The 15277-nt window shown below is 73.6% G+C and carries 15 protein-coding genes; 10 read left to right on the top strand and 5 right to left on the bottom strand.

The window, feature by feature from the left end; all coding sequences use genetic code 11:
- From KU893_RS17505 to KU893_RS17475, 7 genes are all read left to right on the top strand, one after another.
- A complete protein-coding gene (locus KU893_RS17505; protein ID WP_218235667.1) occupies nt 1–984 on the top strand; it encodes an MCE family protein in 984 nt (327 codons plus the stop codon).
- The gene (locus KU893_RS17500) at nt 981–2042 is read left to right on the top strand and encodes an MCE family protein (protein WP_218235666.1); all 1062 of its coding nucleotides are present in this window, start codon (nt 981–983) and stop codon (nt 2040–2042) included. The genes KU893_RS17505 and KU893_RS17500 overlap by 4 nt, the downstream gene beginning before the upstream one ends.
- Nucleotides 2039–3241 carry an MCE family protein gene (locus KU893_RS17495; protein ID WP_218235665.1) on the top strand — a complete coding sequence of 401 codons (1203 nt, stop codon included), beginning with the start codon at nt 2039–2041 and terminating at the stop codon, nt 3239–3241. Before KU893_RS17500 ends, KU893_RS17495 begins: the two co-directional genes overlap by 4 nt.
- A gap of 3 nt (nt 3242–3244) precedes the next feature.
- On the top strand, nt 3245–4612 hold the full coding sequence (locus KU893_RS17490; protein WP_218235664.1) for an MCE family protein: 1368 nt from the start codon (nt 3245–3247) through the stop codon (nt 4610–4612).
- Complete coding sequence (locus KU893_RS17485) at nt 4609–5103, top strand: Rv1363c family protein (protein ID WP_218235663.1); 495 nt, start codon at nt 4609–4611, stop codon at nt 5101–5103. The genes KU893_RS17490 and KU893_RS17485 overlap by 4 nt, the downstream gene beginning before the upstream one ends.
- On the top strand, nt 5100–5642 hold the full coding sequence (locus KU893_RS17480) for an Rv1363c family protein (RefSeq protein WP_218235662.1): 543 nt from the start codon (nt 5100–5102) through the stop codon (nt 5640–5642). The genes KU893_RS17485 and KU893_RS17480 overlap by 4 nt, the downstream gene beginning before the upstream one ends.
- A gap of 71 nt (nt 5643–5713) precedes the next feature.
- Complete coding sequence (locus KU893_RS17475; RefSeq protein ID WP_218235661.1) at nt 5714–6967, top strand: PucR family transcriptional regulator; 1254 nt, start codon at nt 5714–5716, stop codon at nt 6965–6967.
- Here KU893_RS17475 and KU893_RS17470 read toward each other — a convergent pair.
- Complete coding sequence (locus KU893_RS17470; protein WP_218235660.1) at nt 6942–8438, bottom strand: aldehyde dehydrogenase family protein; 1497 nt, start codon at nt 8436–8438, stop codon at nt 6942–6944. The genes KU893_RS17475 and KU893_RS17470 overlap by 26 nt on opposite strands.
- A 119-nt stretch (nt 8439–8557) precedes the next feature.
- Between KU893_RS17470 and KU893_RS17465 the strand changes: the two genes are divergently transcribed.
- Nucleotides 8558–10549 carry a fatty acid desaturase gene (locus tag KU893_RS17465; RefSeq protein ID WP_246592804.1) on the top strand — a complete coding sequence of 664 codons (1992 nt, stop codon included), beginning with the start codon at nt 8558–8560 and terminating at the stop codon, nt 10547–10549.
- On the opposite strand, the gene KU893_RS17460 is transcribed toward KU893_RS17465, so the two are convergent.
- Nucleotides 10537–11139 carry a GNAT family N-acetyltransferase gene (locus KU893_RS17460; RefSeq protein WP_218235659.1) on the bottom strand — a complete coding sequence of 201 codons (603 nt, stop codon included), beginning with the start codon at nt 11137–11139 and terminating at the stop codon, nt 10537–10539. The two genes, KU893_RS17465 and KU893_RS17460, sit on opposite strands and share 13 nt — an antisense overlap.
- Before the next feature lie 72 nt (nt 11140–11211).
- Here KU893_RS17460 and KU893_RS17455 point away from each other — a divergent pair, with 72 nt between their 5' ends.
- Entirely contained in the window at nt 11212–11796 is a 585-nt protein-coding gene (locus KU893_RS17455) for an ArsR/SmtB family transcription factor (protein WP_218235658.1), read from the top strand.
- 1 nt (nt 11797) lies between these two features.
- Entirely contained in the window at nt 11798–13060 is a 1263-nt protein-coding gene (locus KU893_RS17450) for an MFS transporter (RefSeq protein ID WP_218235657.1), read from the top strand.
- Here the strand turns inward: KU893_RS17450 and KU893_RS17445 are convergent.
- From KU893_RS17445 to KU893_RS17435, 3 genes are read right to left on the bottom strand one after another with little or no spacing between them, the layout of a single operon-like run.
- Complete coding sequence (locus KU893_RS17445; RefSeq protein WP_246592803.1) at nt 13012–13941, bottom strand: carbohydrate kinase family protein; 930 nt, start codon at nt 13939–13941, stop codon at nt 13012–13014. The two genes, KU893_RS17450 and KU893_RS17445, sit on opposite strands and share 49 nt — an antisense overlap.
- On the bottom strand, nt 13938–14585 hold the full coding sequence (locus KU893_RS17440; protein ID WP_218235656.1) for a class II aldolase/adducin family protein: 648 nt from the start codon (nt 14583–14585) through the stop codon (nt 13938–13940). Before KU893_RS17440 ends, KU893_RS17445 begins: the two co-directional genes overlap by 4 nt.
- On the bottom strand, nt 14582–15235 hold the full coding sequence (locus KU893_RS17435) for a TetR/AcrR family transcriptional regulator (RefSeq protein WP_218235655.1): 654 nt from the start codon (nt 15233–15235) through the stop codon (nt 14582–14584). The genes KU893_RS17440 and KU893_RS17435 overlap by 4 nt, the downstream gene beginning before the upstream one ends.
- Between the last annotated feature and the right edge of the window lie 42 nt (nt 15236–15277).

Raw genomic sequence — 15277 nt, 5'->3', positions numbered from 1 at the left:
GTGACCAGCCCCGACCGTCTGGCCGCCCGCGGCCTCGTCGGCACCGTCGTCCTCGTCCTCGTCGTGCTCGCGGCGCTCAACATCAACCGGCTGCCGCTGGTCGGGAACAGCGACGTCGTGCACGTCGAGTTCGCCGAGGCCGGCGGGCTCAAGGGCGGCGACGCCGTGATGGTGTCCGGCGCCCAGGTCGGCCGGGTCCGTGAGGTCCGGCTGGACCGGAAGCGCGTCGTCGCCGACGTCGTCCTCACCGATCCCGACATCGTGCTCGGCGAGCGCACCGAGGCCCGGATCATCACCATGACGCTGCTCGGCCGGGCCGCCGTCGAGCTGGTGCCCCGCGGCACCGGGGAGATCGGCGCGGGGGAGTCGATCCCGCTGGCGCGCACCTCGTCGCCGTACAACCTGACCAGCTCGCTCAACCAGCTCACCGAGACCACCGCCGCGATCGACAAGACGCAGCTCGCGGCCGCGCTCGACCAGGCGTCGGCGACGCTCTCGTCCTCCAGCCCCGACCTGCGTCCCGCGCTCGACGGGATCACCGCCCTGTCCCGGGCGGTCTCCTCCAACGACGACGAGCTGCGCGCGCTGCTCGCCCACGCCGACAGCGTGACCGGGGTGCTCGCCGGCCGGGACCAGCAGATCGCCTCGCTGCTGACCAGCGGGCGCTCGCTGCTCGGCGAGCTCGACGCCCGTCAGGACGTCGTCGTCAGCCTGCTGCAGAGCGCCCGCGCGCTCGCCGCCCAGCTGCGACTGCTCCTCGACGACACCGACGACGTGCTCGGACCGGCGCTCGACGAGCTCGACGGCGTCGTCGACGTGCTCAACGCGAACCGGAAGGACCTGCAGGCCAGCATCGTCGGCCTGCGGGGCTACGCCACCGCCTTCGGCGAGGCGATCTCGAGCGGGCCGTGGTTCGACGCCTACATCCAGAACCTCACCTCGCCCGGAACCCTCGCCCCCATCCTGTCGGGAATCGTGCCGTGACCAAGAAGAAGATCCTCATCGCGCTCGTGGCCGCTGCCCTCGTGTTCGGCGCGTTCACCTGGAACCGCGACACCAGCAGCACCACGGTCCGGGCGTACTTCGCCAGCGCCGAGGGGCTCAACGTCAAGGACGACGTGAAGGTGCTCGGCGTCAAGGTCGGCTCGATCACCGCCATCGAGAACAGGCCCGACGGCGTGCTCGTCACCCTCCAGGTCGACGCCGGCCAGCCGATCCCGGCCGAGGCGCGCGCCGCGATCGTCTCGCCGAGCCTGGTCAGCGGCCGCTTCGTCCAGCTCGAGCCCGTGTACGACGGCGGCCCGCGGCTCGAGGACGGCGCCACCATCGCGCGCGAGAGGACCGCGGTCCCGGTCACCTTCGACGACGTGAAGCAGCAGCTCACGGACCTCGCCATCACCCTCGGACCCGACGCGGGCAAGAAGGACGGCCCGCTGGCGGTGGCGATCAAGGCGATCGACCGGAGTCTCGCCGCCGGCAACGCCGACCAGCTGCGAACCTCGATCGCCGAGCTCCGCGGCGCGGCGACCGCGTTGTCCGAGGGCCGGTCGGACCTGTTCTCGACCATCGAGCACCTCGACACCTTCACCCGCAACCTCGCGCTCAACGACGCGGCGGTACGGGGCTTCACGACCGAGCTCGACGACGTCAGCACCGTGCTCGCGGACAACGGCACCGACCTGACCGGTGCCCTGACCGACCTCGGACGGGTGCTCGCGGTCACGGAGAGGTACTTCAAGAACCACCGCAACCGGATCCGGACGACGACCAGCGACGTCAACCTGCTCGCCGCCGCTCTGGCCGACCGCTCCAACGAGCTCGCCGGCGTCCTGCACGTCGCACCGCACGCCATCGTCGACCTCAGCAACACCATCCAGGACCAGGCGATCACCGGCCGGGCCACGCTCTCGGCGCTCGACAACGTCCCGCAGCTGCTCTGCGGCGCGGTCCTCGGGGTCGGCGGCACGGCCGAGCAGTGCTCGAAGGTGCTCCAGCCCCTCATCGACCTGCTGGGCATCGGCTCGATCGGAGGCACCCAGTGAACCGCCTGTCCCGTGCGCTCGTCCCCGCCACGCTGGTGGCCGGGCTGCTCCTCACCGGCTGCGACATCCAGCCCAACGACAACACCCTCCCGGGCCAGGTCGCGGTCGGCGACGACGGCTACACCGTCGAGGTGCACTTCGACCAGATCGAGAACCTGGTCCCGAACTCGACGGTGCAGAAGGACAACGTCGTGATCGGCACCGTCGGCGAGATCCGCGCCGACGGCTGGGAGGCCGTCGTCGACCTGCACCTGCTCGACGACGTCGCGCTGCCGGCCGACGCGGTGTTCTCGATCGGGCAGAAGACCCTCCTCGGCGCGCAGTACGTCGAGGTGTCGGCCCCCGCGGCGTCGACCGGTGGGCGGCTGGCGGACGGTGCGGTGGTCCCGGTGGCGCAGACCGGTACCTACCCGGCCACCGAGCAAGTCCTCGGGGCGGTCGCGCTGCTGCTCAACAACGGCGGTCTCGCCCAGATCAGCGACATCACCGGCGAGCTCTCGACGGCGCTGCGGGACCGGGTGCCGGACACCCGCGGCCTGATCCGGCACACCAACGAGCTGCTCTCCGTCCTCGACGCCAACAGGTCCGAGATCGTCCGCGCGCTCGAGTCGCTCAACAGCCTCAGCGCGGGCCTGCGCAAGGACCAGCAGCGGATCGCCACCGCGATCGACCGGATCACGCCCGGCCTGAAGGTCCTCGACCAGGAGCGCGACCGCCTGGTCAAGGCGGTCACGAGGACCGGCCGCACCGGCGCCCGCGCGGTCGAGGTCATCCGCGCCAGCGAGTCCGCGCTGCTCGCGAACCTCGACTCCCTCGGGCCGATCCTGGCCAAGCTCGGCGAGGCCAGCGAGGCCCTGCCCGAGGCGCTCAAGCTCGGCCTCACCATCCCGTTCCCGGTGATGACCACCCGCAACGCGCTGCGGGGCGACTACGCCAACCTGTTCGCCACGCTCGACCTGCGCGACAGCAGCCTCCTCGGCAGCTGGCTCGGCCTGGTCGGCGTACCGCCGAAGGGGCCGGCGGACACCGCCGACGCCCCCGTCAGCCCTGTCCCGCCGGCCGCGCCGGGTGCCCCGGTGCCGGCCCCCGGCACCCCCGCACCCACGGACCAGGAGGCCGGTCAGGCCACCCCTCCGGTCGCGCCCGCCGAGGGGCCCCCGACGTGCGGGCTGCTCCAGAAGATCCTGGGAGGTTGCTAGGCCATGCTGCTCACGCCCCTGATCAAGCGCCAGCTGCGTATCTTCGCCGTGCTCGCGGCGATCGCGCTCGGCCTCGCGTTCTTCCAGTACGCACGGGTTCCGGCCATGGTCGGCATCGGCGTCTACGACGTGTCCGTCGACTTCGGTGACGCGAGCGGGCTCTACCCGAAGGCCGCCGTCACCTACCGCGGCGTCGAGGTCGGCGAGGTCTCCCGGCTCGAGGTCACCGACGAGGGCGCGATCGCCACCCTGCGGCTCGAGGACGACGCGGCGATCCCGGCCGGCGCCTCGGCCGAGCTGCACAGCACCTCCGCCGTCGGCGAGCAGTACGTCGACCTCGTCGACCCACGCCCGGGGTCCTCCGGCGCGGAGCGGGACGCCGGATCCGGGGACGTGCTCGCCGACGGTGCGCGGATCCCGCGCGAGCGAGCGGTCCCGATGCCGCAGATCACGCCCGTCCTCGACTCGGTCAACCGGCTGCTGGAGTCGGTGCCGAAGGCCGAGACCAAGCGGGTCCTCGACCAGGTCGACGCCGGCCTCGGCGGCGCGGGCCCCGACCTCAACGAGCTCGTCGCGTCCACCGGCGAGGTGCTGACCGAGGCACAGGCGCGGATCGACGCGACCACCTCGCTCATCGCCGCCGTCCAGCCCGTCCTGGAGACCCAGCGCGACCTCGGTGGCCGGACGCAGGCCTACGCCGCCTCCCTCGACCAGCTCACCGGTGCTCTCGCCGCGGGCGACACGGCCGCGGTCCGCACGCTGCTCAAGAACGCACCCGGCGGCCTGGACGCCGCGACCCGGACGGTCACCGACCTGCAGCCCGTGCTGCCGATGATGCTGGCCAACCTGACCACCAACGCGCAGGTGCTCAACACCTACCTGCCGCAGGTGCACCAGACCCTCGTCGTCTACCCGTCGCTGGTCGCCCGCCTGCAGTCGGCGATCAACCCGCGGGCGGAGCACGGCGACGTGCAGCTCGACCTGCGCGCCGCGCTCAACAACCCGCCGACCTGCCAGAGCGGCTACCTGTCGCCGAAGGAGCGCCGCAACCCCCGCGCGAGCGAGGTCCGCGACGTCGACACCCTGGCGCACTGCGAGCTCGCGCCCGACAACCCGACCGCGATCCGCGGCGCCCGCAACCTGCCCTGCCCGCAGGGCGACGGCCGCGGCAACACCCCGGCGGCCTGCGGCGAGCACTTCGGCGGCGGGGTCTGGCCGGACTCGAGCGGCACGGTCGCCTACGACCTCGCCGTGGGTCGCGGCGACGGCAGCACGACCAGTACGACCACCACGACGGCGAGTGGCGCCGACGGGACCGGAGGAGACGAGCTGTGGAAGATCCTCGTGCTGGCACCCCTGGGGGTCCGGTGACGACCGCGCTGGACCGCCTCACCTGGCGCAGCGGCGCGGTCCTGCTGGTGGCGCTCGTGCTGCTCCTCGGCACCGGCCAGCGGGCGCTGGCCTGGCAGGACGAGCGGGCCCAGGCAGCCGATGCGAAGGAGGCGGTCGCGGCCGCGACCGCCGAGGTCGAGGGGCTCGTCGACATCAGCTCGGCCACCTCGCAGTCCGACATGGCCAAGCTGCTCGCCGGCGCGACCGCCGGCTTCCGCACCGAGCTGGCGGCCCAGGCCGACCGGCTGCAGCAGGCGCTCACCGACAACGCCGTCCGGGCCAGCGGCGACGTCGTCTCCGCCGGCATCGTGAAGCTCGCCGGGGACCGGGCGACGGTGATCGTCGCGGCCGCCGGCTCCGTGCAGAACAAGCAGACGACCGCCGCCGAGCCGCGCAACTACCGGCTCACGGTCGACCTGCAGCGGGTGAAGGGGGACTGGCTGGTGTCCGGACTGGAGTTCGTCGCATGAGCCGGCCCACGAGGCTCGTCGCCTCCCCCGTCGCGCTCCTGCGGCGGACAACGTCGCGGGGCGGCGTGCTCGCGGCCGGCGTCCTGGTCCTGCTGGTCGCCGCCGCGGCGTTCACGACCGTCCAGGCCCACCGTGCCGCGGGCCTGGCCGACGCCCGCGCCGCCGCGCTCGCCGCGGCGAAGGAGCGGGTCCCCGCGCTCCTCGGGTACGACGCCGCGACCCTCGACGCCGACCTGGCCGTCGCCGCCGAGCAGACCACCGGCGCCTTCCGCACCGACTACGGCAAGATCCTCGCCGAGGTCGTGAAGCCCACGGCCGCCCAGCGCGGCATCTCCACCACCGCCGTGGTCGACGCGGCCGGCGTGGTCTCCGGCTCCCGCGACCGGGTCGTCGTGCTGCTGTTCCTGACCCAGACCACCACGACCACGAAGGGCGAGGGCGGCGGCAAGGGCGGCACGTCGGTGTCCGGCAGCCGGGTCGAGGTGACCATGACCCGTGACGGCGACCGGTGGCGCATCGCCGGTCTGAGGCCGGTGTGACAACCTCGTCCCCGACGGGAGGCCCCGCCGTGCACCGGGCACCCGGTTCGAAGCCGCCCGAGGGAGGGTTCGTGTCGCTCACCAGTGACCTCAAGCGGTGGATCGCCGACTTCGTCAGTGCCGCCTCCGACAACACCGCGGTGGACGCCTGGGTGGCGCACGTGCTCGGCCGGATCGTCGACGGCGTTCCCGAGGTCCGTCAGGACGCCGCGCTGCAGAGCGTGGTGCGGGACGCGTGCGACGCGCACTGGCGCTCGTTCCTGGCGAACCTCGGCCAGCCCGAGCAGACCTTCCACCTGGTGCAGGAGGCCCGGCAGGTGCCGCTCGTCGTCGCGCAGCACGGCTACCCGCTGCCCATCCTGTTCCAGATCTACACCGCGGGCGAGCAGGCGGTGTGGGAGTTCATCACCGCGGCGGTCAAGGAGGGGTCGCCGACGGGGGTGAGCGAGGCCGACGCGCTGGTGCACTTCTGGACCCGCTCGAGCACGTGGTTCGACCGTTCCGTCGAGATGTCGGTCGCGCTGTTCCAAGAGGAGCTCGAGCGGATCCGGCAGGGTGACGCGGCGCGCAGGCTGGAGGTCGTCCGCGCGGTCCTGGCGGGCACGCTGGTCGATCCGCGGGAGATCTCCGCCGGCCTCGGCGGGCACCCGGTGTCCGCCTTTCAGACCGCGTTGCTGCTGCACACCGACGACGACGCCCGGATCGCCGACCTGCCCCAGGCGGCGCAGGCGCTGACCGCGTCCCTCGGCCTGCGCCAGCCGCTCGTGGTCCATCCCGGGGGCCGCGACCTCTGGGCCTGGATCAGCTCGGCGGAGGCCCCCGACCTGACGCTGCTGGGGACCTGCTCGGACTGGCTGCGGGAGCGCCGCATGGTGGCGATGGTCGGCGCGGCCGCCCCCGGGGTCGACGGGTTCCGCTCCTCGCACACCGAGGCCCTCGCCACCCAGCGGTTGTGCCTGGGCGCGGAGCGCCAGGTGCCGGTCACCTTCTTCACCGACGTGGAGCTGCTGACCCTCGTCGGCGACGGCGAGGCGACCCGGCGCTACATCCACCGCACCCTGGGCCGGCTCGCCGCGACCGACGAGCAGGCCGCTCGGCTGCGGATGACCCTGCGGGCCCTGCTCTCGACCGGGAGCGTGGATGCGGCCGCCCGCCATCTCTCGGTGCACAAGAACACGGTGCGCTACCGCGTCGAGCGCGCCGAGGAGCTGATGGGACGCCGGATCGCCGAGGAGTCCACCGAGATCGACGTCGCGCTGCGGTGCCACGAGATGTTCATCGCGGCCCCGGGAGCACCGCTCAGGTCGTCCGCCGCCCGCGATTGAGCACGCCCAGCACCCGGGCGAGGAACCGGCTGCGGGCGGCGCGGTAGGGGTAGGTGTGCACGTCGTGGCGCAGGTGCCAGCGGGAGACGAGCAGGGACTGCTGGCGGCAGTACTTGACGATGCCCTCGCGCCCGTGCCGCCGACCGATCCCGGAGGCGGGCTTGGCCCCGCCCATCGGCAGCTCGAGCGCCGTGTAGTTGACCACCGCGTCGTTGACCGTCACCGCGCCCGCCTCCAGCCGGCGCGCGACGTCCTCGGCGCGGGCGAGGTCGCGACCGAAGACCGATGCGCACAGCCCGTACTCCGAGTCGTTGGCGAGCCGCACGGCCTCGTCGGCGTCGCGCACCGCCATGATCGGCAACGTCGGGCCGAACGTCTCCTCGCGCATGATCGCCATCGAGTGGTCGACGTCGACGAGGACGGTCGGCGGGTACCAGTACCCCGGGCGCTCGGGACGCACGCCGCCGGTCAGCGCCTGCGCCCCGGCGGCGAGCGCCTCGCTCACGTGCCGGTCGATGACGTCCACCTGCGGGGGGAAGGTCAGCGAGCCGACGTCGACGCTGCCGGGCCCCTGCGGCACGCCCTGGCGCAGCGCGTCGACCTTGGCGCTCACCAGCTCGACGAACTCGGCGTAGACCGGCTCCTCGACGTAGCAGCGCTCGATCGAGATGCAGGTCTGGCCACAGTTGAACATCGCGTAGTACGCCGCGTGCGTGGCCGCGCGCTCCAGGTCGGCGTCGGCGAGCACGATCATCGGGTCCTTGCCGCCGAGCTCCAGCGACGCCGGGATGAGTCGCTCGGCGGCCCGTGCCGCGACGCGTCGTCCGGTCGCGGTGGAACCGGTGAACATGACCATGTCGACCTCGTCGACCAGCGCCGCGCCGGTCTCACCGCGACCGGTCACGACGCCGAAGACGCCGTCCGGCAGGCCGCACGCGGCCAGGCCCTCGGCGAGCAGCAGCGACGTCAGGGGGGTGATCTCCGACGGCTTCAGCAGCACCGCGTTGCCCGCGGCGAGCGCGGGGATGCAGTCGCCGAACGAGTTCGTCAGCGGGTAGTTCCACGGCCCGATGACGCCGACCAGCCCGAGCGGGCGGTAGCGCTGGACGAGCCGCTTGCCCGCCACGAGCGGCTGGCTGGAGCGGATCCTCGTCTCGGCCAGGTAGCGCGGCGCCTGCTTGGCCCAGAAGCCGAAGGCCGCCGCGCCGTAGCTGACCTCGGCCAGCAGCGCGTCCTCGTAGGTCTTCCCGGTCTCGGCGCAGATCGTGGCGATGAGCTCGTCGGTGTGGTCGACGATCCAGCGCTGCATCCGGCGCAGCACCTGCGCGCGGCCGTCGAAGCCGAGGGCGGCCCAGGCGGGCTGCGCGGCGCGGGCCCGGCGGGCCGCGTCGGCGACGTGGTCGGCGCTCAGGTCGGGGACGGTGCCGATGACCCGTCCGGTGGCAGGGTTCTCGACCGCGATCGTCGTCATGGCGGCAAGTCTCGGGACCGCGCATCCCCGCAGGTACGGGCCCCCGGACAATTGCCGGGGGCGATTTTGTGACGGGCGGCCAAGGCCCTGACGGGGCCCGGGCTCCTACGGTCACCCCCATGCAGAGCCAACCGATCACGACCGCCGCCGCGGCGCCGCGTGCTCAGCTCCCCCAGTCCGTCTCGGGACTGCCGGACCCCGGCGAGCGGGTTCCGGCGCTGGCCTGGCCGACCGCCGCCCTGTACGTCGGCACGCTGGCGCTGTTCGGCGTCGAGATGGCGGGCGTGCTGGCGTGGGACCTCTCGCGGTGGCTGACGGTCCCCCTGGGCGCCGCGGTCACCTTCTTGATGTTCAGCGTGCTGCACGAGTCCACGCACCACGCGATCAGCACGAACACGCGGGTCAACAACGCCTTCGGCCACCTCGCGGTGCTGCTCGTGGTCCCGTGGGCGCCGTACGCGTTGGTGAAGTTCATCCACATCGAGCACCACCGCAACACCAACGAGTCCAAGTCGATCGACCCGGACGCCTGGTGCGAGGAGGGCCCGGCCTGGCAGCTGCCGCTGCGCTGGGCCACCATCGACCTCTGGTACGTCGCGTTCTACCTGCGCCGCCTGCCGGACCGGCCCCGACGCGAGGTCGCGGTGACCTTCACCGTCTTCACCGCCGTGATCGGCGGCTTCGCCGCGATCGCGGCCGCCGGCTACGGCAGCGAGCTGCTCTGGTGCTTCCTGGTGCCGCAGCGCCTCGGCATGCTGGTGCTGGCCTGGTGGTTCGACTACCTGCCCCACCACGGGCTGACCGCGACGCAGCGTGAGGACAAGTACCGCGCGACCCGCGTGCGAGTCGGTGGCGAGGGTCTGCTGACGCCGCTGTTCGTCTACCAGAACTACCACCTGGTGCACCACCTGCACCCGAGCATCCCGTTCTACCGCTACGTCCGGGCCTGGAAGCGCAACGAGCAGGCCTACCTCGACCGCAACGCCGCGATCTCCACGTGGTTCGGTCGCTCGTTGACGCCCAGCGAGTACCGCACCTGGCGCCGGCTCACCGACGAGATCACCCGCCGACCTACCTTCCACCCGCTGCGCGTGCGCGCGGTCGAGCCGGTGAGCAGCGACGCCGTCGCGATCACCTTCGACGTGCCCGCCGACCTCGCGGCGTCGTACCGCTACGTGCAGGGCCAGCACCTCACCCTGCGCGCGGTGATCGACGGCGAGGAGGTGCGGCGCAGCTACTCCCTCGTCGCGCCGGTGGCCTCGGACGGGCCCGGCACGCTGCGGGTCGCGGTCAAGCGCGTGCCCGGTGGGCGGTTCTCGTCGTACGCCAACGAGCGACTGGTCGCCGGTGACCTGCTCGACGTGATGACGCCGGCCGGTGCGTTCCACGTGAGCCTCGACCCGGCCGCCGCGCGGCACCACGTGGGGGTCGTCGCCGGCTCGGGCGTCACGCCCCTGATGTCGACCGTCGCGACCACCCTCGACGCCGAGCCGGGCAGCCGGTTCACTCTCCTCTACGGCAACCGGACCGCCGCGTCCACGATGTTCGCCGGCGAGCTCGCCGCCTGGCAGGAGCGGTACGGCGAGCGCCTGGTCGTGCACCACGTGCGCTCCCGCGAGACGGCTCCCGGCGTCGTCACCGGCCGGATCACGCCCGCCCTGGTCGCCGAGCTGGTGCCGGACGCGGCGGAGGTCGCCGCCTGGTTCCTGTGCGGCCCGCAGGAGATGGTCGATGAGGTCCGCGACGCCCTCGGCCGGGTACCCGGCACGGGGCGGGTGCTGACCGAGGTCTTCCACGCCACCGCCGCGGCGGCCGCCGAGCTCGCCGAGGTCACCAGCCAGGTCACGGTCGCCCTGGACGGCGCCGAGACGACCTTCCCGCTCGCCTCGACGGGCGACTCGGTGCTCGATGCGGCCCTGCAGCGCGGGATCGACCCGCCGTACTCGTGCGCCGGTGGGGCGTGCGGCACCTGCCGCGCCAAGGTCGTCCTCGGCCGGGCCGTGATGGACCAGAACCATGTGCTCGACGAGGCGGAGGTCGCCGACGGCTTCGTGCTGACCTGTCAGGCGCACCCGGTGACCGAGGAGCTGCGGATCGACTACGACGCCTGAGGCGGGCCGGCGGGCGGGGCGAGGCCGGCCTCGACCTCGGCGAGCAGCGGGTCGCGCAGCCCGGTGGAGTCGTGCTCCCACCACACGTCGCGGTAGACGACCCGGCCCCTTATCCAGCTCTCGTACGACGCCAGCGGCACCGCCTGGAACGCCGGACCCGGCACCCGCCGGCTGGGTGCCTCGATGCCGAGGTCGGCGGCCGGGGACCAGCCGTGCCGCCCGTAGTAGCCCGGGTCGCCCTCGAGCACCACGACCGGCGCGCCGAGACGGTCGGCCTCCGCGACGGCGGCCTCGAGCAGGGCCGCACCGATGCCCGCCCCCTGGTGCGCAGGCGCGACGCTGAGCGGGCTCAGGACGAGCACGTCGACCAGTGCTTGCCGGGTGTCGAGCCAGCCGTGGCTGAGCCCGACGTGGCCGACCGGCTCCCCGGCCGCGTCCACCGCGACCAGCTGGGCCCGGTCCAGGCCCCGGGCCACGACGTCGCTCCACACCGCCACGACGGCGGCGCCCTCGGCACCGAAGGCGGCGGCGATCAGCCGCAGGGTCGCGGCTCCCTCGTCGGGACGCTGGGCACGGATCGCGGGGTGCATGGGGTCATCCTCGCGCGTCCATATTGCAAAGAGTTGTTTGCAAATGGTTCTTTGCGGTCGTAGGGTCGAGCCATGTCCGAGCAGCGACCGAGCGTGGTGACCCCCGACCTCACGGGCCTGCGGGCCCTCTCCCACCCGACCCGGCTGCGGATCCTCAGCCACCTGCGGATCGAAGGGCCGGCCACGGCCACCACGCTGGCGCACCGGTTCGGGCTCAACAGTGGCGCGACGTCGTACCACCTGCGCCAGCTCGCCGAACACGGGTTCGTGGTCGAGGACGAAGGCCGTGGCAACGCCCGGGACCGCTGGTGGCGGGCCGCGCACCAGGAGACGCACAGCCGTGCGGCCCAGGCGCGCACCCCGGAGGAGCGGGACGTCGCCGACGCCTTCCTGCAGGCGGCGACGGTGATGTACGCCCAGAACCTGCAGGCCGCGATGGAGGAGCGGCCGCTGCTGCCGCCGCAGTGGCGGGCGGCGTCGACGGTGAGCGACTGGGTGCACACCATCCCGGCGTCCAGGGCCGCCGACCTCACCGCGCGGATCAAGGAGCTGATCGCCTCCTGCGCCGACGAACCGGGCGAGGACGCGGTGCCGTTCGCCTTCCAGCTCCAGGCGTTCCCGGTCCCCGGCCACGTCGCACCCGAGCGAGCTGAGTGACGTGCGGGCGGGCTCGGGCGCCCTCGCCGGATTCCTCGCCGCCGACGCGATCTCGCTCGCCGGCACCCGGCTCTCGCAGATCGCGGTCCCCTGGCTGGTCCTGACCACGACCGGGTCCGCGACCCGCACCGGTCTGGTCGCCTTCGCCGGCCTGCTGCCGCTGGTCCTCGCGCAGGCCCTCTGCGGGCCGTGGATCGACCGCACCGGCGCGCGCCGGGTGGCGATCGGGTTCGACGTCGCCTCCGGAGTCGCCGTCGCCGCCGTCCCGATCGCGTACGCCGCCGGCTGGTTGCACTTCCCCGTGCTCCTCGCGCTGGTGGCCGTGACCGGTGTGCTGCGGGGGCCCTCGGAGGCGGCCCGCCACGCGCTGGTGCCCTCGCTGGTGCGGCACGTCGGGATGTCCACCGAGCGGGTCACCGGCCTGGTCGGCACCACGGACCGGCTCTCCGCACTCGTCGGTGCGGCGGTCGGTGGTGGCCTGGTGGCGGTCCTCGGGCCCGCCACGGCGCTGACCGTGGACGCGGGGTCCTTCCTCCTGTGCGCCGCGGTCCTCGCGGTCGCGACCCGCCGGGTCGACCGCGTCCGAGCGGAGCCGCAGTCGGGGTCGTCGTACCTCTCCGAGCTGCGCGGTGGCTGGGCGGTGCTGCGCCGCGATCCCGTGCTGCTGGGGATGATGGTCATGGTGGCGGTGACCAACCTGCTCGACCAGGGCTACTCCGCGGTGCTGCTGCCGGTCTGGGCCGAGCACGCCGGTGGCGGGCCGGCCGCGATCGGCCTGCTGGGTGCGTGCATGGGCGGGGCGGCGCTCGTGGGCTCGGCGCTGGCGACCTGGCGGGCCGAGCGGCTGCCGCGGTTCCGCACCTACGTGGTCGGCTACCTGCTGGCCGGTGCCCCGCGCTGGATCGTCCTCGCGCTCGGCACGCCCCTGTGGCTGGTCGCGCTCGTGCACGTGGTCGCCGGTCTCGGCGCGGGGTTCATCAACCCGGTCCTCGGCGCCGTCCAGTTCGAACGGATCCCCGAGGAGGCGATGGGCCGGGTCAGCGCGCTGTCGCTCGCCGCGTCCTGGTCGCTGATGCCGCTCGGTGGCCTGCTCGCGGGCCTCGCGGTGACCGGCATCGGCCTGTCCGGGGGTCTGCTGGTCCTCGGCGCGGCCTACCTCCTCACCACGATGGCCCCGGTCCTCTCGCCGGACTGGCGCACGATCGACGACCGGCCTCAGCCGCCTGCGGTCTCCACGAACGCCTCGACCGACGCCAGGTCGTAGCTCCCCGCGTCGGTGCCGAGGCCCTGCGCGACCTGCGCGGCGGTGGCGCAGCCGAGTGCGGCGGCCCCGACTGGGCTCCGGCCGAGCGACAGCCCGCGCAGGTAGCCCGCGGAGAACGCGTCGCCGCAGCCGGTCGTGTCGACGACCTCGACGGCGTACGCCGGCACCTCGATCACGCCGTCGGCGGTCGCGACGAGGGCGCCCCGGGCGCCCTGGGTCACCGCGACGCAGCCTGCGCCGGCGGCGACCAGCGCCTGCGCGCCCTCGGCCAGCGAGGCGGCACCGGTGAAGCCGAGGACCTGCTCGTCGTTGGGCAGCAGGTGGTCGGTGTGGGGGAGCGCGGCGGCGATCCAGGCCAGCAGGTCGGGGTCGCCGGGGGCGAGGATGTCGACCGAGGTGGTGATCCCCGCGGCGCGGGCGCGGGCGAGCAGCTCGGCGGCGGCGTCGCCGCCGAGGAACTCGGGGCCGCCGAGGTGGAGGTGGGTCACCCCGTCGAGCACGTCGGCCGGGAGGTCGTCGAGGGTGAAGGCGCCGTTGGCGCCGATGCAGTGCCAGGCCGGCCGATCGCCGTCGGGCCGCACGGGCAGCACCGAGGCCGAGGTCTGTGCGGTGTCCTTGCGCACCAGGCCCGCCACGTCGACGCCCTCGCGGCCCAGCAGCCCGAGCAGGGTGTCGCCGACGGGGTCGGTGCCGACGGCGCCGTACGACCGCACCGTGGCGCCGAGCCGGCTGAGCACGACGGCGGTGCCGCCCGCCGTGCCGGCCGGCGACATCCGGATCGTCTCCACCAGCTGGCCCTCGGAGCCCGCGGGGATGGACTCGATGCCGAGGACGTGGGTGTCGAGGACGTGCACGCCGACGGCGGCGACCACCATGCTCATGCGGGGAGACCTTTCACGGTGCCGTAGCCGCGCTCGATCGCGGCGCGGATGACGTCGAGCTGCTGCTCCTCGGTGAGCACGCGCGGCGTGCCGAGGGCGCTGGCGCGGTGGTGCAGCTGGCAGAGCCACTCGAGCAGCAGGGCGTTCTCGACGGCGGCCTCGAGCGAGCCGCCGAGGGTGACCGAGCCGTGGTTGGCGAGCAGCGCGGCGCTGCGCCCCTCGAGCGCGGTGCGCACGTGGGTCGCGAGCTCGCCCGTCCCGAAGGTGGCGTACGGCGCCACGCGGATCTCGCCGCCCAGTGCGAGCTGCTGGTAGTGGAGCACCGGCAGCGCGTCGAGCACGCAGGCGACGGCGGTGGCGAAGGGGGCATGGGTGTGGACGACCGCCGCGGCCGGGCCGTCGGCGTAGACGCCGAGGTGCAGGGAGAGCTCGCTGGTCGGCGCGAGCGTCCCGTCGACGACGGTGCCGTCGAGGGAAACGACGCTCACCTCGTCGGGCGTGCAGGAGCCGAGCCGGACGCCGGTGGCGGTGATCGCGACCCGGTCGCCGGCGCGGGCGCTCACGTTGCCGGCGGTGCCGACGAGGAGGCCGGCGTCGGCGAGCTGCCGGGACGCGGCTGCGACCGCGTGCCGGAGGTCCGTCACCGGCCGGCCGCGATCTTGGCCAGGTAGCCCGTGACCAGCGCGATCGCCTGGTCGATGAGGAAGACGTCGCCGCGCGGGTCGTTCTCGAAGGCGACCTGGAACGCGCGGTCGCCGACCTCGACGGCGAGCTCGGCGATCATGGCGAGCTCCTGCTCGTCGTACTCGCCCGCGGCGAGGAGCCCGGCATCGAGGCCGAAGGCGAGCAGGTTCTCGGCGGTCCGGCGGTTGTGGTGGCGGCCGTAGTCGTAGATCGCCGTGTTGGTGCGCCCGCGCATCCAGATCTGCATGAAGGCCGGACGCCGGTGGTAGACCTTCACGAACGCGCGCATCACGGTGTCGACCATCGAGGCGATGGTGAGCTCCTCGACGGCGGCGAGGTCGGTGGCGACCTGGTCGTCCATCTCGGCCATGTCCCGCTCGCAGAGCGCGAGGAGCACGGCCTCCTTGTCGGTGAAGTACTGGTAGAGCGAGGCGACCGGCAGCTCGGCGGCCTCCGCGATCGAGCGTGTCGTGAGCCCGTCGACGCCGTTGACCAGGACGAGCCGGGCGGCTGCTTCCAAGATCCGCTCGACCCGTTCCCGGGACCGGGCCTGGGCAGGGACCCGGCGACGGCTCGGACCCGTGCCGGGTCCAACGGTGGCGGAAGACATGCACGAAGTGTAGCCTCCGAAACCGAACCTGACACAGATTCA

It is taken from the genome of Nocardioides daeguensis (assembly GCF_019192965.1).
Classification (GTDB): domain Bacteria; phylum Actinomycetota; class Actinomycetes; order Propionibacteriales; family Nocardioidaceae; genus Nocardioides; species Nocardioides daeguensis.
The sequence above is the reverse complement of the archived record's forward strand: the minus strand, read 5'-3'. Positions and strand labels throughout refer to the sequence as shown.